18 protein-coding genes are annotated in these 24,328 nt (G+C 54.7%); 16 read left to right on the forward strand and 2 right to left on the reverse strand.

Going from position 1 to position 24,328, the window contains the following annotated elements; genetic code table 11:
• Positions 1–3: 3 nt before the first annotated feature.
• The 7 genes from ACESLM_RS02345 (at position 4) to ACESLM_RS02375 (ending at position 9,883) form a co-directional block, all read left to right on the forward strand.
• The gene (locus ACESLM_RS02345; protein ID WP_372629636.1) at positions 4–1,131 is read left to right on the forward strand and encodes a helix-turn-helix domain-containing protein; all 1,128 of its coding nucleotides are present in this window, start codon (positions 4–6) and stop codon (positions 1,129–1,131) included.
• 114 nt (positions 1,132–1,245) lie between these two features.
• Positions 1,246–3,012: a sensor histidine kinase gene (locus ACESLM_RS02350; RefSeq protein WP_372629638.1), complete on the forward strand. Its 1,767-nt coding sequence runs from the start codon at positions 1,246–1,248 to the stop codon at positions 3,010–3,012.
• 2 nt (positions 3,013–3,014) lie between these two features.
• Positions 3,015–4,616, forward strand: coding sequence for a response regulator transcription factor (locus tag ACESLM_RS02355; protein ID WP_372629640.1), 1,602 nt, complete (start codon positions 3,015–3,017; stop codon positions 4,614–4,616).
• 109 nt (positions 4,617–4,725) lie between these two features.
• Positions 4,726–6,243, forward strand: a complete 1,518-nt coding sequence (locus ACESLM_RS02360; protein WP_372629642.1) for an ABC transporter substrate-binding protein — start codon at positions 4,726–4,728, stop codon at positions 6,241–6,243.
• Positions 6,244–6,318: 75 nt separating this feature from the next.
• Entirely contained in the window at positions 6,319–7,293 is a 975-nt protein-coding gene (locus tag ACESLM_RS02365) for an ABC transporter permease (protein WP_372629644.1), read from the forward strand.
• 18 nt (positions 7,294–7,311) lie between these two features.
• Complete coding sequence (locus tag ACESLM_RS02370) at positions 7,312–8,199, forward strand: carbohydrate ABC transporter permease (RefSeq protein ID WP_372629646.1); 888 nt, start codon at positions 7,312–7,314, stop codon at positions 8,197–8,199.
• A 22-nt stretch (positions 8,200–8,221) separates the two neighbouring features.
• Positions 8,222–9,883 carry a sulfatase family protein gene (locus tag ACESLM_RS02375; RefSeq protein WP_372629648.1) on the forward strand — a complete coding sequence of 554 codons (1,662 nt, stop codon included), beginning with the start codon at positions 8,222–8,224 and terminating at the stop codon, positions 9,881–9,883.
• A gap of 62 nt (positions 9,884–9,945) precedes the next feature.
• Here ACESLM_RS02375 and ACESLM_RS02380 read toward each other — a convergent pair whose 3' ends face one another.
• Positions 9,946–10,473 carry a hypothetical protein gene (locus ACESLM_RS02380; RefSeq protein ID WP_372629650.1) on the reverse strand — a complete coding sequence of 176 codons (528 nt, stop codon included), beginning with the start codon at positions 10,471–10,473 and terminating at the stop codon, positions 9,946–9,948.
• 81 nt (positions 10,474–10,554) lie between these two features.
• Positions 10,555–10,707, reverse strand: a complete 153-nt coding sequence (locus ACESLM_RS02385) for a hypothetical protein (RefSeq protein ID WP_372629652.1) — start codon at positions 10,705–10,707, stop codon at positions 10,555–10,557.
• Between the two features lie 241 nt (positions 10,708–10,948).
• Between ACESLM_RS02385 and ACESLM_RS02390 the strand changes: the two genes are divergently transcribed.
• The 9 genes from ACESLM_RS02390 to ACESLM_RS02430 all read left to right on the forward strand — a co-directional run bounded on the left by ACESLM_RS02390 (position 10,949) and on the right by ACESLM_RS02430 (position 24,091).
• On the forward strand, positions 10,949–11,158 hold the full coding sequence (locus tag ACESLM_RS02390; RefSeq protein ID WP_372629654.1) for a hypothetical protein: 210 nt from the start codon (positions 10,949–10,951) through the stop codon (positions 11,156–11,158).
• 121 nt (positions 11,159–11,279) lie between these two features.
• The gene (locus ACESLM_RS02395) at positions 11,280–11,618 is read left to right on the forward strand and encodes a hypothetical protein (RefSeq protein WP_372629656.1); all 339 of its coding nucleotides are present in this window, start codon (positions 11,280–11,282) and stop codon (positions 11,616–11,618) included.
• Between the two features lie 172 nt (positions 11,619–11,790).
• Positions 11,791–14,316 (forward strand): U32 family peptidase, encoded by a 2,526-nt coding sequence (locus ACESLM_RS02400; RefSeq protein ID WP_372629657.1) that lies wholly within the window; start codon positions 11,791–11,793, stop codon positions 14,314–14,316.
• Positions 14,317–14,367: 51 nt separating this feature from the next.
• Positions 14,368–16,026 carry a response regulator gene (locus tag ACESLM_RS02405; RefSeq protein WP_372629659.1) on the forward strand — a complete coding sequence of 553 codons (1,659 nt, stop codon included), beginning with the start codon at positions 14,368–14,370 and terminating at the stop codon, positions 16,024–16,026.
• A gap of 28 nt (positions 16,027–16,054) precedes the next feature.
• Positions 16,055–17,878, forward strand: coding sequence for a sensor histidine kinase (locus ACESLM_RS02410; RefSeq protein ID WP_372629661.1), 1,824 nt, complete (start codon positions 16,055–16,057; stop codon positions 17,876–17,878).
• A gap of 182 nt (positions 17,879–18,060) precedes the next feature.
• Entirely contained in the window at positions 18,061–18,954 is an 894-nt protein-coding gene (locus ACESLM_RS02415; protein WP_372629663.1) for an ABC transporter permease, read from the forward strand.
• 31 nt (positions 18,955–18,985) lie between these two features.
• Positions 18,986–19,867, forward strand: a complete 882-nt coding sequence (locus tag ACESLM_RS02420) for a carbohydrate ABC transporter permease (protein ID WP_372629665.1) — start codon at positions 18,986–18,988, stop codon at positions 19,865–19,867.
• 69 nt (positions 19,868–19,936) lie between these two features.
• Positions 19,937–21,724 (forward strand): type 2 periplasmic-binding domain-containing protein, encoded by a 1,788-nt coding sequence (locus ACESLM_RS02425; RefSeq protein ID WP_372629667.1) that lies wholly within the window; start codon positions 19,937–19,939, stop codon positions 21,722–21,724.
• A gap of 84 nt (positions 21,725–21,808) precedes the next feature.
• Entirely contained in the window at positions 21,809–24,091 is a 2,283-nt protein-coding gene (locus tag ACESLM_RS02430) for an FG-GAP-like repeat-containing protein (protein ID WP_372629669.1), read from the forward strand.
• The last annotated feature ends 237 nt before the right edge of the window (positions 24,092–24,328 follow it).

The raw sequence follows: 24,328 nt of genomic DNA on the forward strand, positions 1-24,328 counted from the left end.
ACCATGACGGGACACCGCGTAAATGCAGATGAAGTCGATTATATTTGCAGGCTGATGCACGACAATTTTCATATTCCGATTCGTTTCCGGGACGGAAGCGGAGAGCTCGTCGCCGAGTATCCGTCCGGCCAGCCTGCCCGTCCGGCGGAGAAGGACGAACCGGACGACCTTGCTCCGCCGGAGCTTCCGTACTCCGTTCCCGTGTTAAGCGCGGTCAACAAGCTGGAAAACCGTCTCCTCTTTCGCCTTGGCGCGGCCGATCATCCTCTCGGGGCTGTCATCATGGGTCCTACGGTCAAAAACAAAACGGCGCTGCTGCATGCCGGCGGGCTGCTGTACTATCTCCTTCACGGCAACAAGCTGGACATCTCGGACGTTTACCAAGCCGCCCAAAGCGTCGAACGAACGGCCGTGCCCGCCCAGGACGTCGATCTCGATCTGTCGGACCGCCGCGAGAATTTCGTCTTTCATCACGATCCGATTCTGGAAAAGAGGCTGCTCCAATACGTGAAGGAGGGACGAAAGGAAGAGCTGGCCAGCGGCTTCGATCTGATCCCTAGAGAAAGAGCAGGCGTATTGTCCAAAAGAAGCCGTTTGAGGAACGAGAAAAATTTGGCGATCTGCTTGATTACGCTGGTCACCCGGGCGGCCATCGAAGGCGGCCTCTTCCCGGAAACCGCGTTTACGGTAAGCGACTTGTACATTCAGCATATCGAAGAACTCCAGGAAGTCGAAGAGGTTAGCCGGGTCAGCAACGAGGCGCTGCTGGATTTCGCCGAACGGGTCCGCGGCCAGAGAAACCGACGCTACTCCAAAGCCGTCGCGGCCTGTCAAAACTACATTTTCAACCATCTGTACAAGGAGATTACGCTGACGCAGCTTGCCGCCGCGGCCGGGCTGGCTCCCGGTTATTTGTCGCAATTGTTCAAGAGGGAGACCGGCCTCACCGTCAGCGAATACATTCAGCGCGTAAAGGTCGAGGAGGCCGGGAAGCTGCTGCTCTTTACCGACGATACGCTGCTGGCAATCGGCTCCCGGCTGAATTTCCACGATCAAAGCCACTTCATCAAGGTATTCAAGAAGCATACCGGCTTGACGCCCCGGCAATTCCGCAATCGGCAGCGGGAATGAGCGCGGCAGGTCGACAATAGGCAACAAGGAAGTCGAATACGGAGCATAGGCGAATGCTATAATCGATAATCAATGGTCGGACCCGCCCGAATCTACCCCATGAGGTGCCTGACAATGACGAATCCACTCGGCAGATTAACGCACATCTCATGGAAGTCGCTGCGCATCAAGCTGATCGCGGGAGTTGTGCTGTTGGTCGCTCCGTTAATCGGATTGCTGATTTACTCCAACTTTTATGCCGTAGAGGTCGTCCGCAACCAGGTAGCGGAGTCGAACAAAAATTTAATGTCCATGTACATGGACCAGTTCGACAGAAGTCTGCAGAACGCCGACGATTATTTGCTCGGCTTGATCGGGACCGGCTCCGGGCTCGAGGAGCTGGATTCCGCAACCGACTTCGAGCGGTACAGCGCCGTGCGCAGGCTGTCCGTCAGTGCAACCGGCATGCTCCCTTCTCTTCAGCCGGTGGACGGAATCTTTATCTACTCCGTGTCGCGGGACGAATATATACCGGCCCATAGTTCAAGAACGACCATCGACGAAAGGCAGGCGGTCCGCTCCTACGTGGAAGCGACGACCGCCCGGGGCCTGACGGCCAAGGAACTGTTCCATAGAGGGTGGGATGTCCGGCAGATCGAATCCTCCCACTATTTGATCCGGCTGATGCGTTCCGACTCGGTTTATTTAGGCGCTTGGATGAACATTGACCGCGCGGACATTCCGCTGGATTTCATTCATACGGGCACGGAAGGAGCGGTGCTGTTCGCCGACCTCGACGGCGCGCCGCTGACGAACGAAGAGTTCGTCGGAAGGACGGGCGTGCGCATCGAGGAAGAATTGGGGCATTACTACCTAACGGGAAAAAGAGACCGCTTTCTGGCCGTAGGCGACCGTTCCTCCAAAGGGAGCTTCAGCCTGATCGCCTTTATCCCGGAAGGGAAAATCCTGGAGAAGCTGCCGCAGCTTCAAAGGCTGGTGGCGCTGATTACGCTTGGAGCGATTCCGCTGCTGCCGTTATGCCTGTATTTGCTCCGCAAGGTGCTGCTTGTGCCGCTTAATCGGCTGCTGCAAGCGATGAAGCGGATCGGGGAGGGCAACTTGGACACGCGCATTCCCCAGTTCAGGACCTCCGAGGAGCTGGCTGCCGTCCGGGATACCTTTAACGCCATGATGTCCCAGATCCGGGAGCTGCGGATCAGCGTGTACGAAGAAAAGCTGAGCAAGCAAAAAGCCGAGCTGCAGCATTTGCAGCTTCAGCTCAATCCCCACTTTTTTATTAACTCCCTCAATATGGTGCATATGCTGGCCCGCACGAAGAATAACGCGCTGGCGGAGGAAATATCGCTCTGCCTTGTCCACTATTTTCGCTATATGCTGCGCAGCGATCTTCATTTCGTTACGCTCGGAGAGGAGCTGCTGCATATCCGGAATTACGTCCGCATTCAAGAGCTGAGATACCCGGAAGACTTCCGCTGCGAGCTTCGGGTCCCGGACTTCCTGCTTCGCACGGCAATCCCGCCGCTTCTGCTGCATACATTCGTGGAAAATACGGTCAAGCATGCCCTTACGTTGGACGAGCCGACTCTGCTCTCCGTCGCCGTCGATCTCGAAGCAAGAGAGGACGAGAAAGAGGAGTGGATTCATATCGCGATCCAGGACAACGGCCCCGGATTCAGGCGGGAGGCGCTGGAGGAGATTAACCGAGGGAACCGCGTCGTCGACCAAGAGGGAGAGCATATCGGATTATGGAACGCGAGCCGGCGCTTGCAGCTTCTATACGGTCGGAAGGCTTCGATCCGGTACGGGAACGCGATGCCGCATGGCGCGATAGTGGAGATCAGGCTTCCGCTCAGACCGGCGGCCGGAAACTTGGAGGACTAAACATGCTGCAGGCTTTGATCGTAGACGATGAACGCTGGATGGCCGAATCGGTAAAGACGGGACTCCGCTGGGAGGAGCTGGGCATCGGCGGCGTCCAGTTGGCCTACAACATCCGGCAGGCGAAGGAAACGTTCGAGAAAAGGCCCGTCGATCTGATGATCTGCGACATCGAGATGCCTCAGGGGAGCGGGCTGGAGCTGCTTACTTGGGTGAAGGAGCGTTATCCGCAGACGGAGTGCGTCTTCATGACGTGCCATGCGGATTTCAAATACGCGCAGCAAGCGATGCAGCTCGGCAGCATCGATTATCTGCTGAAGCCGGTTTCGACCGCGGAGCTGGAGAAGGCGGTCATGAAAGCGATACAGAAGATCGGCAAGGAAACGAAGCTGCTCGAGTACAGTCGGCTCGGCCAATTCTGGAACAAGCATCAGCCCTTGCTGGCGGAACGGTTCTGGCTGGACATTATTCGTCATGCCATCGCTCCGAGCCCCGAAGCGATCCGGGCGGCGGCGGCCGAGCGCAATATTCCGTTCGCCCCGCAGATGAAGCTCGTTCCGGTGCTGATCGAGGTCCAGCGGTTTCACAAGGAGCTCAGCCAGAGGGAAGTCCGAATGATCGAGTACGCGTTAAGAAACGGCGCCGAAGAGACGCTGCTGAACGACGGCGGCGGACAGATGGTTGCGCTGGAAGCGCCCAGGCTGCTTCTGGCGATCGCGGCGGCGGACGAATCCGGGAGAATGGGCCCGGGGCCGTTAAGGCAGGCCTCTGAGAAGTACATCCGTGCTTGCAACGAATACTTTTATTGCGATATCTCGTGCTACATCGGGGACGCCGTGTACAGCCACCAATTGTCGGCGGCCGTACAGCAGTTGACGCTGCTGTCCGAGAACAATGTCGCGTTCGCCAATAAAGCGTTTCTGCTGTCCGAGCCCAGGCCGAGCGCGCGCGCGCCGCTGCCGACGATGGACCTGTGGTCCGTCATGCTGACGGAAGGCTCGGCGGACAAGGTGCTTGCGGAGGCGGAACAGTTCCTTCAGCGGTCCGTTGACCGGGAAGGGGTGGACGCCGATGCGCTGAACCGATTCCAGCAAAATTTCATGCAGACGGCATACTACTCGCTTAAGCTGAAAGGCGTTCACGCCCATCAACTGTTCGGCGATCCGGAGTCGGTCAAGCTGGCGGTCCGAGCCTCGGGCAGCGTCGTGGACATGATCGCGTGGGTTCGGCATTTGGTCGCCAAGGCGGTGTCGTATGCAGGCAAGGCCGAGCAGTCGCGGTCGATCGTGGACAAGGTCAAAATGTACATTTCCCGTCATCTTGAAGCCGAAGATCTGTCGCGCGAAGAATTGGCGAACCAGGTCTACTTGAACCCGGATTACTTGGATCGTCTGTTCAAGAAGGAGGCCGGCATGTCGGTAACCGATTATGTCGTGCGGGAGCGAATGCAGCTGGCCCGGGAGCTGCTCGCCAAGACGAACATGCCGATCGCAGCGATCGCCGGCAAGGCCGGATATGCGAATATTTCGCATTTCTCCAGAAGATTCAAGAAGCTCGTCGGCATAGGTCCGTACGACTATCGGCGGCAGTCCGAAGGTCGAAAATAGGCAAAGAACGGGTCGATAACGGAGCGGATGCGGATCCCGGCGTCCCTTACAATGAAGTCAGATCGAATCCGGAGCGATCGCAAACATTCCTAGGTGCTGGAGGCTGACGATGAAGAAAAAAACGGGTTGGGTCGGGGCGTTGCTGGCGCTCATGCTGCTCGTATCCGCATGCGGCGGAAACGGGAATTCGGGCGGCGCGAATTCGGGGAACGGAGAAGCCGCGGGGAGTCCGACCGTGCAAGCAGGCGAAGAGCCTTACGAGCTAGTGGTCGCCTTCTTTGTTTTGGGCGAGGTCCCCGGGGATTTGCCAATGGTACAGGAAGAGATCAACAAGATCAGCAAGGCCAAGATCAACACGACGGTCAAGCTGCTGCCGATCAATATCGGCGCCTGGAAAAATCAGATGAATCTGATGATGACAAGCGGGGAGAAGCTGGATCTGATCGTTGTCAATGAGTACAGCAACGACGTGACCAAAGGACGCCTGCAGCCGATCAACGACTTGCTGGAGAAGCACGGTCAGGGGATTCTCGAGGCGCTTGGCCCGGACTATTACAATGCGACCAAAATAAAAGGACAAAGCTACGCCGTGCCGAGCATCCGCGATCTGGCTGCGGATTATGGTCTGGTCATGCGCAAGGATTTGATAGACAAATATCGGATCGACGTCAGCCAGGTGCAAACGCTCGAGGATCTGGAGATGGTTTTCAAGGCAATCAAGGATAACGAACCGAACCTGGTACCGATTACGAATAAAACCAACGATTCCGTGCTTGGCACGTTCAGTACAAGGGATTCGCTTGGAGATAATTTCGGCGTGCTGCTGAACAACGGCCAGGACGATCTGAAGGTCGTCAACTGGTTTGCCACCGAGGAATACGCCAACCAATTGCGAACGGTCCGGAAATGGTACGAAGCCGGATATGTCCTGAAGGATGCCGTGCAAAATCAGGAGTCGGACGTGGCGATGATCAAGGCGGGCAAGGCGGCTTCCTTTCTCGGCCACCAGAAGCCCGGCTACGAGGCGCAGCAGAGCCGCGCGACCGGCATGGAGATGGTCGCGATCAAACTCGCCCCGGCAGTGGCCAAGACGAGTACGGTTTCCACGATCATGTGGGGAGTGCCGAGCGGCGCCGAGAAGCCGGAGCGTTCGATGCAATTTCTCAACCTGATGTATACCGATAAAGATATCATTAATCTATTGGATTGGGGCATTGAAGGCAAGCATTACGTGAAGACCGATAACGGGCTGATCGATTACCCGGAAGGGGTTAACGCGCAATCGACGGGTTACGGCCTGAACATGGGGTGGATGTTCGGAAACCAGTTCCTCTCCCATGTGTGGAAGAGCGACGATCCTGACGTATGGAAGGCGATGGACGAGTTTAATCGGAACGCCGTCAAATCGAAGGCGCTAGGCTTTAATTGGGACCCGACTCCGGTTAAAGCGGAGGTGACGGCGGTCTACAATGTCGTCGACCAATATAGAAGAGGGCTGGAGAGCGGCATTCTCGATCCGGACAAGGAGCTGCCCGCGTTCCTCGGAAAGCTGCAAAGCGCAGGCATCGACAAAATTATAGCCGAGAAGCAGAGGCAATTGGATGAGTGGGCGCAAACCCAAGAATAACCAGGGCAAGCAATCCAATCGGCGAATAGGGTGGATTGGATTGCTTTTTAATACCAAGAAGAGGGAGTAGCAGCGATGGAACAGACAGCGGATAAGGTACGCGTTCGGCCGCGACCGCGCGGAGCGGCAGGGGCAGGCGCGCGGTGGAGCAAGACAAAGAAATTTTGGCCGCTATACTTGCTGATGCTGCCCGGCGTGCTCTACATGCTGATCAACAATTACTTGCCGATGTTCGGCATTATCATCGCGTTTAAGGACATTAATTTTGCGAAGGGCATTTTCGGAAGCGATTGGGTAGGTTGGAGGAACTTCGAGTATTTGTTCAAAACAGAAGACGCCTACATTATTACTCGGAATACGCTTCTCTACAACGGGGCGTTTATCGTCACCCATACCGTTCTGGCTATCGCCTTCGCGATCCTGCTGAACGAAATCCGGAGAAAATGGTTTGCCCGCTTGTATCAGAGCATTATTTTGGTGCCGTATCTGATGTCGATGGTTATTGTCAGCTATCTCGTTTACGCGCTGCTAAGCATGGAAACCGGGTTCTTGAACAAGACGATTCTGCCGCTTTTCGGAATCGAGAGCATCTCCTGGTATACGGAGACGAAGTATTGGCCGGCCATCCTGACGATCGTTCACAATTGGAAGGGCATCGGCTTCCTCTGCGTCATCTATCTCGCTTCGATTATCGGCATCGATCCGGAATATTATGAAGCCGCCACTTTGGACGGAGCGTCGAAGAGACAGCAGATCTTTTCGATTACGATTCCGCTGATCGCGCCTGTCGTCATCTTCATGACGCTGCTGGCGATCGGCCGGATCTTCTACTCCGACTTCGGCCTGTTCTACCAGGTGCCGATGAACTCAGGGCCGCTCCTTGAAGTGACGAACGTTATCGATACGTACGTATACCGCGGACTGATCTTTCTGGGCGATCTCGGCATGTCTTCGGCGGCGGGGGCTTACCAGTCGCTCGTCGGATTCGTGCTCGTCATCTTGTCCAACTACGTGGTCCGCAGAGTCAGCAAGGAGAACGCCTTATTCTAGCATAAGGGAGCTTAGGGTATGACCTCCGACAACAAGAAAATGCAGTGGATCGCGCATGCGGCGCTGACGGCTTTCTCGATTGCCTGCGCCGTTCCGTTCCTGCTGCTCATCCTGTCTTCCGTATCGAGCGAGCAAGCCATCTTGAAGCATGGCTACTCCTTTTTTCCGAAGGAATTCAGCTTGAGCGCCTATCACTATTTATGGGACAATTGGCGGAGCCTTGGCAGGGCGTACGGAATTACCGTGCTGATCACGATCGTGGGAACGACCGTCAGTCTCGCCATGACCTCGATGCTGGCTTACCCGATCTCGAGGCGGGATTTGCCTTGGCGGAACTTCTGGGCCTTCTTCGTCTTCTTCACGCTGCTGTTTAACGGCGGACTGGTGCCTGCCTACCTGATTTACACGAAATTATTCGTGATCAAAAATACGATCTGGGCGCTGATCGTTCCTGGGCTGCTGATGAACGGGTTCAACGTACTGCTCGTCAGAACTTTTTTCATCACCTCTGTCCCTCCCGCGCTGATCGAGGCGGCGAATATCGACGGCTGCGGGGAGGTCAAGGCGTTCTACAAAATCGTGCTGCCGCTGTCGCTGCCCATCATGGCCACGATCGGCCTGCTGCAGTCCATTCTGTACTGGAACGACTGGTTTAACGGGATGACCTATGTGACCGATTCGAAGCTGTTCAGTATTCAGAACATTCTGAACCGAATGATTACCGAAATCCAGTTTCTGAGCTCCGATCCGAATATGTCCACGTCGGCCAGCGAGACGATCGCCCAACTGCCGAGCGCGACGGTCCGCATGGCGATCGCCGTCGTCGGCGTGCTGCCGATCCTGGTCGCCTATCCGTTCTTCCAGAAATATTTCGTCAAGGGAATTACGATCGGCGCAGTCAAATAACGAACCGAAAGGATGAGCGCGAATGCAAACGCCGACCGGCAGGCCCAACATCTTGTGGATTTCCCTGGAGGATACGAGCCCGAGATTCGGCTGCTACGGAGATTCCTTGGCCCGTACGCCCCATATCGACCGCTTGGCGGCGGAAGGGACGAGGTACTCCAACGCCTTCGCCGTGGCGGGGGTGTGCTCCCCGAGCCGCTCGGCCGTCATCACAGGAATGTATCCGACGTCGATCGGAACGCATCATATGCGCACGGAGCATACGAATCCGCATACCCCGGAGCTGCCGACTCCGTACTTAGCCGTACCGCCGCCTCATGTCAAGGCGTTCACGGAGTATTTGCGCGCCGAGGGTTATTTCTGCACGAACAATTGGAAGACGGACTATCAATTCGCGTCTCCGCTGACGGCCTGGGACGAGGACGGGGTGGACGCTCACTGGCGTCGCCGCGGAGACCCGGAGCAGCCCTTCTTTGCCGTATTCAACCATATGTTGACGCATGAGAGCGGCATGTGGGGGGACCTGGTCCGCAAATGGGTCGATCCGGCTTCCGCGGCAGAACCGCGTCCGCTCGAGACCGATCCGGGCAAGGTAAAAGTGCCGCCCTATTTGCCCGATACGCCGAAATCGCGAGAAGCGCTGGCCAGATATTACGATCTGATCGCAGAGGCGGACGATTATGTCGGACGGCTTCTCCGGCAGCTGGAAGAGGACGGATTGGCCGACAATACGATCGTGTTTCTGTGGAGCGACCACGGCGAAGGGCTTCCGCGCGCCAAACGCTGGCCTTACGACGCCGGAATCCGCGTGCCTCTTATCGTTCGCTGGCCGGGCAGATTGGAGCCGGGGACGGTCAACGACCGACTGGTCAGCCTCATCGATCTCGGCCCTACGGCGCTGTCGTTGGCGGGAGCTCCGGTTCCGCGCCATCTGGCCGGGAAGCCGTTTCTGGGATCGGACGAGCGGACGAGGGACTACGTCTACGCGACGAGGGACCGGTATGACGAGGCTTACGACAAGGTGCGCGCGGTGCGCGACAAGCGGTTTAAATATATTCGCAACGACTACCCGAATCAGCCTTATCTGCAATGGATTCCGTTCAGCCATCAGCATCAGATGTTCCGGGAGCTGTGGAGATTGGAACTGGCAGGCGAGCTTAAGGACGAGCAGCGGCTGCTGCTGCGGCGGACTCGTCCTGCGGAAGAGCTATACGACTGCGATCACGATCCGTACGAAACGCGGAATCTGGCCGCCGATCCCGCATATCTCGAGACGCTGGAGCGGCTTCGCGGCGAATTGGACGCATGGTGCCGGCATTACGACGTATGGGGCGACGTTCCGGAGGATCAGATGGTAGCGAGAATGTGGCCCGGGGGCGTTCAACCTCAAGCGGCGGCGCCGATTTTCGTGCCGATCAACGGCGCTTTGCCCGGAGTCGAGCCTTCCGCTCGGGGCGAGTATGAAGAGCCGACGGCGATTATGCTGCACACCGCGACGCAAGGGGCTTCCATCGCCTATACGACGGAGGAAGGCGAGATACCGCGCTGGCAGCTGTATACGGGCCCGATTCTATTGAGCGGAGGCAGAGTCTCTATCCGGGCCAAAGCTGTCCGAATCGGATACAAGGACAGCGAGGAAGCTTCGGCCGCCTATACCGTGAAGATCGGGGCTGCGGAAGCGTAGCATGGAAAAACGGGCTGCGGCCCGCCGTTCCGGTAGGAACGGGCGGTCGCAGCCCTTTTTGCCTAGGACTGGGCGGAAGGGTTGATCAACGCGATTAGCTGCTTCTGCAGCTTGACGATGTTTTGCTGTTTCTCGAGAATTTGCCGCTTCTGCTTCAGAATTTCTTCCATATCGGTTTTGGCGGCGGCCCATTGCTTCTTCTCGGCATGCTCATGGAAGCTGTCCCACGATTCGTGCTTGCGATCGCGCATGTCGCGGATCGCGTCCTTGGAGGCCCTCATTTTTTCGACCAGCTGCTTGGCAGGCTTCTTAAGCGAATTCCGCTTCTCCGTCGTCAGAGTCTTGCTGGCTTCCCTGATTTGCTGATTTTGCGATTTCATCTGCTGGAACAAGCTTCTCTGCTCCGTACGAATCTGATCGAGCTGCGTCTTCAACGCTTGAATATCGGCAGGCAGGGCGCTCCAATCGACGTTCGGCCTGGCCGGGTGTTGTTCATGGCGGTGATGTTCGCCGGGATTGGCGGAAGCGAGCGCCGGGACGGCAACGGCCAGCGCGGTAAGCGTCAGCAAAGCATACAGGAAACGTTTCATCTCGTGTTCCTCCCATTTCGTGGATTCTCCACTAGTATGGTCAAAACGCCGCTTTCCATTCTATGGAACGTTGACATTCCGTTATCCTTTCGAAGCCGGATTTTCTTGACTAGCCTCGAACGCAATCAGACTGATCGTGTGACCTGCGCGCTCGGACAGTTTCTGCTCCATGCTGCGAACTTCTTCAAGCTCTTCCGGCTCCAGATCGGCGATCGTAAAATTCGGCTGCGGCATGCGATAACCTCCCGTTTTTTTTGAATGTAGTATGAGACAACGAAATGGGTTTCACTCGTCTATCCGGGAATACGAACCGGTTATTTTACGAATACTAACGGCAACTCCGGACGGACGAATCCGGGGGCCGGAATGTGTGACAAACTTGTTACGACGCCAACTTCGGACTTGCAACGGAGACGTTCAGAGGCTAACATAGATAAAGATGGGTTCATTAGGTCAGATAAAGGAGGTCCCCTTTATGTTTCTAGCCGAAGCGGCAACGGAAGCTGTGGAGAGCACATACTCGCATTTCGACATTTTCATGCTGATTTTCACGGTTCTCATTGCAATCGGTTTAGTGCGTCTGCTGATGCAGAGGCCTCGTAAAAACTTGTTGGCAATCGGATTTGCCGCAGTCTGTCTTCTCGTATTCCTGGCGGCGGATTTCAAAATGATCAGCGGCTGGTAGTTCAAATACGACTATACATAAACAAGCCTGAGCGATGTCTCGGGCTTGTTTTTTTGTCGAATACTGGACGGGCTTGAAAAAAAACCTCGAGGAACCGGCGGTGGAGTTCGGAGGTACCGGAGTGTCGGTCGGAGTGATTTATTCGGAGGAAAGCTCCTTCACGGTCGGCGAGCTCTCGTCGGGTATCGACGAATATTATAGAGTCAAAGCCGCGCAATCGTCCAAATACCGGATCGTCGAAAATACGACCGTTCAATTCGCCGGCTACACCGCGAGGAAAGTCGTTATCGAGGATACGACCGTCGGCAAGGACTCTTCTCCACACAGAGTCACGAACTATTACGTGTTGAAGGGCGATAAGCTCTACAACGTGTGGGGTTACTGCGCCCTGGCCAATGCCAGCGATTTTAACGTGAACATCATGGAGAAAGCGTTAAGCTCGTTCGAGTTTACTCGTTAATCGAAGCGCCGATCGCTAGAGGCTGTTCCGCTTCATTCCAAGACGATGCGGGGCGGCCTCTTCGCCGCGTCGGGAAGATGGAAACCCAATCTCCTTGACCTGTCCCGCCTTAAGCGCAATAATGAGAACAGCGAATGCCGCTTGACAGAAGCGGTTTGGAGGTTAGGATTACATGAAGGACAAAGCCGCCCTGCGGCGTGAAGATATCGAATTGCTGGCCCCGGCCGGCGACTGGGAATGCATGCGAGCCGCGGTGGCCAATGGGGCCGACGCGGTGTTCTTCGGCGTGGAGAAGTTCAACGCTCGGGCTCGCGCCCACAACTTCCAGACGAACGAGCTGCCGGAAATTATGGCGTTCCTGCACAAGTACGGCGTGAAAGGTTTTCTTACCTTTAATATTCTCGTGTTCGAGGACGAGCTGCCGGAAGCGCGCAAGCTGATCGAAGCGTGTATCGACGCCGGAGTGGACGCGGTGATCGTTCAGGACCTGGGGCTGGTGAAAATGATACGCGAAATTTCTCCGGATTTTCCGATTCACGGTTCCACGCAGATGACGATTACTTCCCCGGAGGCGGTCGAATTTACGAAGCCGTTCGGAATGGAGCGGGTCGTGCTCGGACGGGAGAACAACCTGAAGCAGATTCGGAAGATCGGCGAGCAGGCGAAGCTGCCGATGGAAGTTTTCGTGCACGGCGCTTTATGCGTTTCCTACTCCGGACAATGCCTCACGTCCGAAGTGTGGGGCGGCCGTTCCGCGAATCGGGGCGAATGCGCGCAAGCTTGCCGTCTGCCTTACGATCTGATGGTCGACGGCGTGCAGCAGCCTATGGGAGACATCGCGTATTTGCTGTCACCTAAAGATTTGGCGGCGATCGACATCGTGCCGGAGCTGATCGAAGCGGGCGTTGAGTCATTCAAGATCGAAGGACGCTTAAAGAGCCCCGAATACGTCGCGAACGTGGTCAGCAAGTACAATAAGGAAATCGACAAGTATTTCGAAGGGGACGAGACCGGACCTTCGAAGGAGGAAGTGCGGGAGCTGCAGCAGAGCTTCTCGCGCGGCTTCACGCACGGCTTCCTGGAAGGGACGAATAACAAGCAGCTCGTCGAAGGAACGTTCCCGAAGAGCCGCGGCGTGTATTTGGGCAAGGTGGAGAAAATTTTGCGCGACGCGGTCGTCTGCAAGCTAGAGGCTCCGCTGAAGCGCGGCGACGGCATCGTCTTCGATGCGGGCGATCCGACGAAGAAGGAAGAGGGCGGACGCGTCTACGACGTGCGGGTGTCGGGAGCCAAGCTGGAGGGAGAAGCGGCTGAAGGGCTGCGGATCGAGATCGTGCCGGGTCGCAACGACATCGACTTGAACCGGGTGCACGAAGGCGACCGGATCTGGAAGACGAGCGATCCTGCGCTGGACAGACGCCTCCGCGCCAGCTTCGAGACCGAGAAGCCGTATCGCACGTTCCCGCTGGCCGTATCCGTATTCGGCCAGGAGGGCGTGCCGCTGCGCACGATCTGGACTGACGTTCGTAAAGGAACGACGGTGGCCGTGGAGTCGGAGATGCCGCTGGAGCGCGCGGAGAAGCGGCCGCTCGGCCATGAGGTGTTGAGCGAGCAGCTCGGCCGTCTCGGCGGAACGCTGTACCGGCTCGATCAGCTGGAAGTCGGGCTGAAGGGCGACGTCATCGTGCCGAAGAGCGAGCTGAACCGCATGCGGCGCGAGGCCGTCGAGCAGCTGGAGGCGATGCGGGAGCTGCCGCCGAAGTACATCAAGCGGCAGATCGACGAGTTCGCCGACGCGTTCGATTCCGATGCGGCGGACGTAAGCGTTCAGCCGAGCGAAGTGAAGCTGACCGCGCTGTGCCGGACGCTGGAGCAGGTGAAGGCGGTCGCGAAGACGGAAGTCGAGTTCATCTATGCCGACTTCGAGTTCATCAAGCAGTTCCCGGACGCGATTCAAGTGTGCCGCGAAGCCGGCAAGCGGATCGCGCTCGCCACTCCGCGCATCCATATGCCGGGAGAGAACGGCTATCATCGCAACATTCTAAATCTGAAGCCGGATGCGGTGCTCGTTCGCAATACGGGGGCTTTGTACTACTATTTGAAAGAGCGGATGGAGAAGCCGAACGAGACTCATCCGCTGCTGATCGGGGACTTCTCGTTGAACGTGGCGAACCACAAGACGGTGAACCTTTTCCGCGAAGCGGGCCTCGATTGGGTGACGCCTTCCTACGACCTGAACATTCAACAGATGGTCGACATGCTGCGCCGCGCGGATACGTCCCGTCTGGAGATGGTCATCCACCAGCACATGCCGATGTTCCATACCGAGCATTGCGTCTACTGCACGTTCATGAGCGAAGGCACGAACTACACGAACTGCGGTCGTCCTTGCGAGGAGAAGCGGGCGTCGCTGCAGGACCGGATCGGCATGTCCCACCCCGTCCGCGTCGACGAAGGCTGCCGCAATACGGTGTACAACGCGATCGAGCAGTCCGGCTCGGAATACTTGGATCTGTTCATGGAGCTCGGCGTACGCTCCTTCCGCGTAGAGTTTCTCGAGGAGAGCGCCGACAAGGTGCATGAGGTGCTCACCCTCTACCGCGCCGCCATCGACGGTCGCATCTCCGGCTCCGAAGTGTGGCGCAAGCTTAAAGCGATTAACCAGCTTGGCGTTACCCGCGGTCAGTTGGTGAAGTAAACGGAAAGATCCCCGTCGCTGCCGCAGGCGCAGATGACGGGGATTTTCTTTTTGCTTATCATTGTATCGGGAGATCATCACGGCAAAGGGGGGGCGAGAGCTTTGTTCAAGCTGATCATTGTAGACGATTTCAAAATCGAGAGAGAGAATGTCAAAGATATTATCATCGAATCGGGATTGGAGCTTGAAGTTTGCGGGGAGTACGCCAACGGCAAAGACGCGCTTCTCGCGTTGGAACGGGATATGCCGGATTTCATTATTACGGATATTGAAATGCCGTTCATGGACGGACTGACCTTCGGCGAGAAGGTCAGGGAACGCTACCCGCAAATCAAAGTGATCTTGTTCAGCTTCCATAGCAAGTTCGAATATGCGAAGAAAGCGATCGATCTGGAAGCGTATGCGTATATTCTGAAACCGATCGTTGATGAAGAGCTGGTCGGAAAGTTTCGCGAGCTGATCGAGCAGCGAAAGGCCGAGCTGCAACAGCGCCAGGAAGAGGAAGAGTTGAAGAAGCTGCTGGAGGCGAGCAAGCCGTTGCTTGTAGACAGCTTTAAGCGCAGCCTGTTTATGGGAATGGATAAGGACGCCGAAGAAATCGGGCAGCAATTCGATTATTTAAGGCTCGACAAGCCGGGAGAGCGGCTTATCGTTCTGGCGGTCGAAGTGGACGATTACGAACAAGCGATGGCGGGGAAAAGCCGTGAAGAGAAGGAGATGCATGCGCTTCGCATTTCGAGAATATTGGACAGGCAGTCGGGAGGGAGCGGGTTCCTCTGGTCGCGCACGGACGAACAGCTCTGGGCGCTGCTCGTCAGCGGCGATGTCGGCTGCGAAGAAACGTTAAAGACGACTGCCTACAGCATATCGGCCGCGCTAATCGCGTCGCTGAAGGAAAGCGGGATAAGCGTTTCTGTCGGCATCAGTTCGGTTGCGAGACGCCTTGATCGGTTATCCGGGATGTACGAGCAAGCGATCCATTCGCTAGAATACAAATTTAGGCTAGGCAAGGGCCAAATGATTCGCTGCGAGGACATTTCGGACGGACCCGGCAGCTACACCATCCCCTACAGCGAAACCCAGAACGAGCTCGCTGCTATTTTTCATACCAGAGACCGGGGGAGAGCCGAGGAATTCGTAGACGGCATGTTTGGCAGAATCGAAGCTTTCGCGTCCAAAAGCGAAACGAAAAACATGTGCTTTACCGTCGTCCTATATACACATCTAGTGTTAAACAGCATGAACATCCATCTGGATTCCATTTACGGCAAGGATCAGCTGTTGTGGGAGAAGCTGATGCAGATCGAGACGATCGCCGACGTAAAGATATGGCTGAAAAATACTCTCTTTACGATCATCGCTTATATGGAGAGCAGCCATGGTCATCAGTACGGCAGAATGATCGAAGAAGCGATCAAGTTCATCAGGCAAAATTTTCGAGGCAAAATTACGGTGAAGTCGATTGCCGACGAGCTCATGTACAGCGCGAATTATCTGAATAATGTCTTTAAGCAGAAAACCGGGGAGACGATTCTGGAGCATATTACGAAGGTCAGGATAGAAGAAGCGAAACGGATGATCGCGATCGATCCGGGCATGAAAACGTATGAGCTCGCAGAAGCGGTCGGCTATAACGACGAGTCGTATTTCCGCAGCATCTTCAAGCAGTATACCGGACTAACTCCGAGAGAATACAAAGACAGTCTCTAAGGACGGGATACCGAGAGGAGCGCGCCGGATGACAGGACTTTTATCGCTATTCAGAGACCTTAGCTTAAAGAGAAAGCTGATTCTCATTTTCACGCCTTTCGTTACGCTTGCGATCCTGACGATCGGGCTGTTCACTTACAACATCTCCATTCAGAAGCTGGAAGAGAACAAGGAGCATTTGATTTGGCAGAATCTGGTGCAGACGAACAAGCTGATCGACTTCAACCTGGAAGTCTTTTTGCGCAAATGCGAAATGATTTTCTCCAGCACGACTATCCAAGAGGCGATTGGCAAGGACTACGGGCAGGAGGACGGCAAAGAGATTTACAATGCCTATCATAATGCGTTATATAAAACGATCGAGCCGGTGATCCAGGACCTGGTTTACCCGAATCTGACGTTAAAGCCGTCTCCAAGAGGAACGGGAACGGATATGATCAAGGTAGAAATCTACTCCAACAATCCGTCGTTTCCCAAGGACGGGCAGCTCATTAAAGATTACGGGCAAATCGAGGGAGAAGGCTGGGTGGAAGAAATGCTGTCCAATTCGACCAGACTGTATTATCGCAGCCTGTTCAACGAGGACGGCACCGACTATATTTCAATCAACAGGGTATTGACGGATTTTCGGAATTTGCGCCAGCTCGGCGTCCTGTCGATTAAAATACCGATCGTCAGACTGGCGTATTTGATGGAGCAGGACAATGCCAACGCCAATCTGAGCCTATACTTGCTGGACAGCCAAGGAAGCGTCGTTTCCAAGAAGGCGGACGCCGCGTACGCTTTCGGCGATCGGGACATTCGGGCGATGCTGGAGCTGACCGATAGGAACAACGGTGCCAAGGTGTTGGATTACGAAATGAACAATAAAAAGTACATTTACGCCTATGCTCCGTCCGAGCTGAGCGGCTGGAACATGTTGGCCGTATACCCGATAGATGAAATCTACAAGGAGCTGTCGCCGATCAAATCGGCGGTCGCGATCACGCTGATCGTCGGAATCGCCGTATCCATTCTGCTTACCTTCGCCATCTCGGTGCTGACGACGAGAAGACTGGAGAAGATCAAGCGCAAGATGGACTTCGTCAAGCAGGATCGAAACATCGTTTTAAGCGAATTAAAAGGGAACGACGAAATCGGCCGGCTGGACAGAAGCTTCAATGAAATGATCCATAAGATCAACCGCCTGGTCGAGCAAGAGAAGGAGCTGCAGGACCAGAAGTCGAGCTTGCAGGTCGAGCTGCTGCAATCGCAGATCAATCCTCATTTGCTTTACAACACCCTTGCGGCCATCAAGTGGCGATCCAAGAAAGAGGGAGTTGCCGATGTCAGCCTTGTGGCGGACAAGCTGATTCGCTTTTTCAAGTATTTCTTGAACAAAGGAGCGGTGATGTCCAGCTTGGCCAACGAGCTTGATATGATCGGACAATATCTCGATATTCTTCGTTTCACCTACGAGTTGGAGCTTGACGTCAAGATGAATGTGGACGAGGCAGTTTATTCCTGTCACTCACTCAATTTGATCCTGCAGCCCGTCGTGGAGAATGCGGTCATTCACGGTATCAGGCCGTTGGATCGTCCTGGGCATCTGCAGATCGAGGGAAGCATTCGGGACGGATCTCTCTATTTTATCGTGAAAGATAACGGAGTTGGAATGGATTCGACAACGGTGGACAATCTGAACGACGGCGTATACGAGCATGCTTCCGGGGGCTACGGCATTCGAAACGTAAAACGAAGAATCAAGCTGTACTTCGGCGAACCCTACGATATTCATTTGCGCAGTGCTCCGAATCAGGGGACCGAGGCAACGCTTGTGCTTCCGGCGCTGCTGCCCGATCGCCCAATCTAATCCATGAATCTCCACCTCTTGCCAAGGGGTGGTTTTTTTTGTCGGTTAGCCTGTGGATCGCAGCGGAAAAAGGTGAATCGTCATCTATTGAATCGACTGCGAAAATGATAGTTTTAATCACATAACCAATAAAGAGAGAAGGAGAGAAATGCGAATGACGGATCGGGAGGTTATGAAAGCGCATGCTTAGCCGGATTTGGTCGCAAAGAATGCTGTTGCTGTTCCTGCTTCCGGGAGCTGCGGCTTTAATCGTGTTCAACTATATTCCGATGGCCGGAATTCTGATCGCCTTTCAGGATTACAAGCCGCAAAATGGTTTTTTCGGCAGTGTATTTATCGGTTTCCAGCATTTTCGAACGTTCTTGGACGACCCGGCTTTTCGCTCCGCGCTCCAGAACACGCTGGGAATCGGATTCCTGTCGCTGCTCTTTGCCTTTCCCGCGCCCATTCTATTGGCGCTGATGATTGACAGCGTCAGAAGCAAAAGCTTCAAGCGGATCACGCAGACGATCACGTATATGCCCCATTTCCTGTCCTGGGTCATCATTGCGGGATTGGTCTACAGAATGCTGGCGGAAGACGGTGTCGTCAACGCGCTGATCGAATTCTTCGGGCTGTCTCCGATTTCGTTCATGAGATCGCCGGAGCTGTACTGGCTCATCTTTATCGTCGTCTCGATTCTGAAGGAGGTCGGTTGGGGCTCCATCATTTACCTTGCTGCGATCTCCTCGATCGATCCGGAACTATACAACGCGGCATCAATAGACGGAGCCGGCCCATGGAAGAAGCTGGTGTACATTACGCTTCCGGGAATCGCTCCCGCCATCGCGCTGATGTTCGTGCTGAACCTCGGCACAATCGTTAATGTCGGTTTCGATGCCGCATTTAATCTGATGAATCCGCTCGTCATGTCGACGGCCGATGTCGTCGATACGTACGTGTACCGAACGGGGATATTGCTTGGCAGGTTTTCATACTCGACGGCAGTGGGGCTGTGCCAGTCGGTCATCTCCTTCATTTTGTTCTTCGTCGGACTGAAAGTCGCGAAGAAATACTTTAATTACTCCATCATCTAATCGTCGGAGTCGATACGAGAGGACAGGGGCAATGAAGACAAAACAATTTCAAGTAAGGCCGGTTAGCCTGCTGAACGGCTTAGTACTTATCGCGCTGTGCGTTGTAACGATGTATCCGATTGTCTACGTGTTTATGTATTCGATCAGCGATGCCGCAGCCGCCGCTTCCCGAAGCATCACCGTGTATCCGATCGAGTTTACGCTGGACAATTACCGGTCGATCTTCGTCGATAATCGAATCTTAAAGGCATTTTGGATTTCGGTGGAACGAACCGTGCTGGGTTCTTTACTGCATTTGCTCGTAACGGGCTTGGCGGCTTACTCGTTCTCGAAAGAGAACCTTATTATGCGAAGGAAACTGCTGATTTTTTTCATCATACCGCTTTACTTCAGCGGAGGTCTCCTGCCTTTCTACGTGCAAATCGTAAATTTGGGCCTGTATAACAACTTTCTTGTATACATTCTGCCGACGGCGATGGGGATCTTTAACATGCTGGTCATGAAGGTGTTTTTCGAGCAGCTGCCCAGAAGCCTCGAGGAGTCGGCTAAAGTCGACGGCGCCGGCGAGTTCACGGTATTCGCGCGCATCATTCTCCCTTCGAGCATGCCGGTGATCGCGACGATTATCATGTTTATCGGCGTGCAGCAGTGGAATTCGTGGTTCGACGGCCTGCTCTTCACCAACAAGGCGGACATGGCGCCGCTTCAGACGCTGCTGTACAAGATCATTCTGGAAAATCAGGCGACTTCCATGGAACAGTTGGCCAGGCTGGCGAACGCGAATGTTTCCGTGACCCCCGAAGCGATCAAAATGACGACGTTAATCATTTCGACTGTGCCAATGCTCGTCATTTACCCGTTCTTGCAGAAATATTTCGTTAAAGGCATGATGATTGGCGCCGTCAAAGGTTGATGCCGTTAAAGAGAAAGTATACGCAGGGAAACCTGTTTATATATAAAAAAACATCAGGAGGTCATTTCATTGAAAAGCTTCAAGATGGGGATTGCATGTCTCGTTGCGGTTCTGTTCCTGTCCGCCGTGCTTGCGGGCTGCAGCGGGAACGGCGGCAAGACCGAATCTGCGGATCCGTCATCGACGCAGGGCACTGCGCCGAACGGTTCGGGGACGGCAGCGGAGCCGCTTATGGAGATTACAATTCTGGACGCGCTGAATGCCGCCGTCAAACCGGGAGCCGATAATCCGAACGACATCGTGACGCCCGAGGTAGAGAAGAAGTTTAACATCAAGATTGCGGAAATTACGCCGTCGGGCGGCAAAATGCCGGCAGAGCTCATCAACATGATGGTGGCTGCGGGCAACGTGCCGGACATTGTCTTTACGGATAATCAGAACATCGGCAATTTCTACGCGAAGGATGCATTCGCCGATTTGACGGAGTACAAGGATCATCTCGTAAATATGAAAAAATGGTACTCGGACGTCGCATGGAAAATGTTGGAGTCGGATGGGAAGCTCATTGCGCTCCCGAGCGGCGGAGATCCGAATATGGACAATCCGGAGCTTGCGAGCCGGTTGAACGAGGATCTCCTGTACCGTCCGATGAACAATTTCGCCATTCAAGTCAGAGAAGACGTTTTGAGAAAGGCCGGATACACCTTCAAGTCGGTCGGCGATCTCCAGCAAGAACTGGACGGCTCGCCCAGGAGAGTCACCTCGGAAGACCTGCAAATCGAGCCGGCGATCGACACGTTCGAAGATTTCGAAGCCCTCTTGTACAAAATTAAAGATTTGAACCTGACGGCCAACGGAAAGCCGGTGTATCCGTTGTATGTCCCCGGAGAATACGGACCTCATATTTTGTCGGTCATTTACGCGCCGACGAGCGGGTTTTGGCATGACAAGGACGCCGACCGGGCAAGCGCGTTTCTTGAGAATCCGAACGTCAAGGAGTTTTACAAGGTCATGAATAAATGGATCAAGGACGGCATTATCGACAAGGATTTCATGATCGATAAGGCGGATCAGATGCAGACCAAGATCGCGGGCGGAAATGCCGCCGTCATTATCACGACTTCGGACATTAACGCTGCGAGAACGGCCGTAAAACGTTCTAATCCGGAGGACGATTTCAGACCGATCCCGTGGCCGGCGTCCAGGTCCGGCAAAACCGCCTATGTCGATCCGTCGTATCCGGCGGGGTCGGCCAACATTATGATCAATAAAAACTTCAATGACATTCCGCGGCTTTTGAAATATTTGGACTGGTTTTATAGCGACGAAGCGATGGAGCTCGGCACATGGGGCCCGGAATCCGCCGGATTATGGGAAGTGAAGGACGGCAAAAAGGTTTTCAAAGACAACGCGCTGTGGGAAGCGATCAGTACGGGAACTACGACTGCGGACGGAAAGGGCGCATCTTATTACGGTCTGCTCGATTATTTCGCGCCGGTTGAATGGACAAGCAAAGCATTCGCTTATGCGCCCACACCGCCGTACAACTTGCAAAACTACAGGTTAAGCTATCCGATCAAGCTGAACGCCTACGCGGATATGCAAAACTTCATTTCCTCCAAGATGCTTGCACGCGACGGCTCCATGCTTCCTGCGAAAGGTGAAGCGGCGAGCACGTTGGCCGGCTACTATTGGAGCTCGACCGTCAAGAAGCTGCCTATCGCTATGATGGCGAAGACGGATGCGGAGTTCGACAAGGAATGGCAAGCGATCGCGGACGACATGAAGAGCAACGGCCGTTACGATGAAGCGATGCAACAGATGCTTCAGGAATTCAGAGCGATCAACGGGAAATAACGCCGAAAACAATCGGGGCGCAAGCGCTATTCAGGCAAGCTTGCGCCTCTTCCGGCAAGATCATGACCCCTAAGGAGGATTTCTATGCTATCGATCAAGCGTATTGCCGCCGCAATTGTTTCTCTTGCCGTAACGATAGGGAGCGCCGATGTTACCGCATCCGCAAGCGAGCCTTATAAGCCTAATATCGGCATCTGGTATTCGACCTGGTATGCGAACCAAGGCCATTATTTTTGGAGCGACGGATTTGGCGCGAATTCTGTCGGCCAGTTTCTGGCGGACGCGGACGGGGACGGATTGGACGATGCCATCGTGTTTCAAGCGGACGGAATATGGAAAGTCGCGAAATCGGACGGAACCAAGTTCGGGCCGGAATCCGTCTGGGTTGCCGGCCACGGCGTAGGGTCGACCAAACAGTTCGTCGCGGATGTTACCGGGGACGGCAAAGCCGATTCGGTTATTTTCTATAAGGGCGATGGGTCCTGGTATATCGCCCCTTCTACGGGTAACGGGTTCGGCGCATATTTCCAGCTAAGATCGGGATTCGGAACGGGGGCGGACGACGCCTTTATCGCTGATGTGGACGGGGACGGCAAGGCTGATGCGATCGTCTACAATAATACGACGTTCACTTGGGAAGTTGCGCTCTCTACAGGGAATGCCTTTGGAGCCGGCTCGGAATGGCTGGCCGGATTCGGGGCCAACGCTTCCCGCATGATGGCGGATGTCGATGGAGACGGCAAAGCAGATGCGGTCAGCATGTATGACGGCGACGGCAGTTGGTGGGTCGCGATATCAAATGGAAGCGGATTCAATGCCTATTCTTTATGGATTTCCGGGTACGGCTCGTGGTCAAGCAGGCAAATGCTGGCGGATAAAAACAACGACGGCAAAGCCGATGCCATTACTTTCTATACGAACGGTCCTACGGGCGGAGATTGGCAGGCGAGAGTTTCCGACGGCTCGTCGTTCGTCGCCGAGCCGTATCCTTACTCCGGAGAGTGGAAGTACAAGCATGGAGTGGGATCGACATGGCAGGGAATGGGCAAAGTATTCGGCCCGGCATACCCCGGAGCGGCTCCGGTCGCCTTTGACGGCAATACTGGGAAGTGGAAAGTTATTCCTTCCGGTAACGATTATCTGAAGCCGAATACGTGGAATACGTGGGAATCGGGTTTGAACGCGGAATCCCGCGAAATTAAATATCGCCCGAAAACGGCCGGCGTATACGGAATGTACGACAGCGGAGATCCGGCGGTCATCGACGAGCATATTCAAATGCTGGCGAACGCCAAAATCGATTTTATCATTCTCGATATGACGAACTCCATCGACGCCGACAATAAATACATTATTAATCGAGCCGTTGCGGTAATGGAAAGATTGGCGGCGTGGAACGCGAATCCGTCGAACCGGAAAGTCAAATACGCCTTCGCCGTAGGCTTCATCCAATTCAACCACAATCCTCAATCGTTCGAAAACGAAGCCAAAGTCGTTCTGGAGCAGTATGTCAATCACGGGACGTACGGGGGCAGCGACAACTATTATTATGAGGACGGCAAGCCTCTCATCGTCAGCTTCAGCTCCTATGAAGACCGAATCGCCATTGAAAATTGGACGGGAGACAAAACGTACCAGAATCAATTTACGATCAAATACGCCCAGGGAAGGGTGCCGGAGTTCGGCAATCCGCCCGTTGAGGAAAGCGGACTATATTACGGTTGGGTCGCGACCAATGGAGCCGTCCCTCATCCGGATGCGATGCTCGTCAATCCCGGGCACAATCCCAATATCGGCGTTTCGGTCATTTCGCGCGTTCTTGACGGCGTGAATGGCGGATTTTACGAGCGTTCCTGGGATCGCGTCATCGCGCAAAAGCCGAAAACCGTTATTATAGGGTCGTTTAACGAATTCGCCGAGGAGAACGCGATTCAGCCAGCGGATACGAGTCGGCTCATTGCGCCGAGCGAAAAGTGGTACAACAAGTCGGGACAGCTCGATGCGGATTTCTATTGGAACATGACGGTCCAGAAAATTAATGAGCTGTTGGGAGAACCGACGCGCGCGTTCGCCGTCGCAGGGGAGCTTGAGCCCGGAGCCAAAATTGCGGTTACGGTAACCGTGTCTCCGATTAACGGCATAAATCATAGCGGGGCCGAAGTTATCGTATTCCAGCTTATGAACGGCCCGAAACCGGTTAGTCTTGTCGCATTGCAGCAGGATATTACGGCGGGCGAAACCTTTACGGCACACTTTAACGTCGTCAAGAAGCCCAGACATACCGTCAAGGTTTACATCCTGAACGACTTTAACAGCAATCCTCTCGACGACGGCTCGAGTCTGGCGGAAGTCCTCATTCTCCAATAAGTTGCCGGTCATAATCGCGTACGAACTTGTCCATACCAGGTGTAATTTTACACTCCCCTAACACAACTCTAACTGTTCGTTTTCACTTCGATGATACAATCGGTTTCAAGAACATAGTTGCGCTTGGGCGCGATTGATATAGAGGAGCCATTCCTGTAATGAAGTAATTTGAGCTTTGAGCAAAAAAGCGCCACTTAGTATACTGGGAAGCGTTCCGACCAAAGAACATATCCCAAA

The sequence above is a fragment of the Cohnella sp. genome, from assembly GCF_041641335.1.
Taxonomy (GTDB): domain Bacteria; phylum Bacillota; class Bacilli; order Paenibacillales; family Paenibacillaceae; genus Cohnella.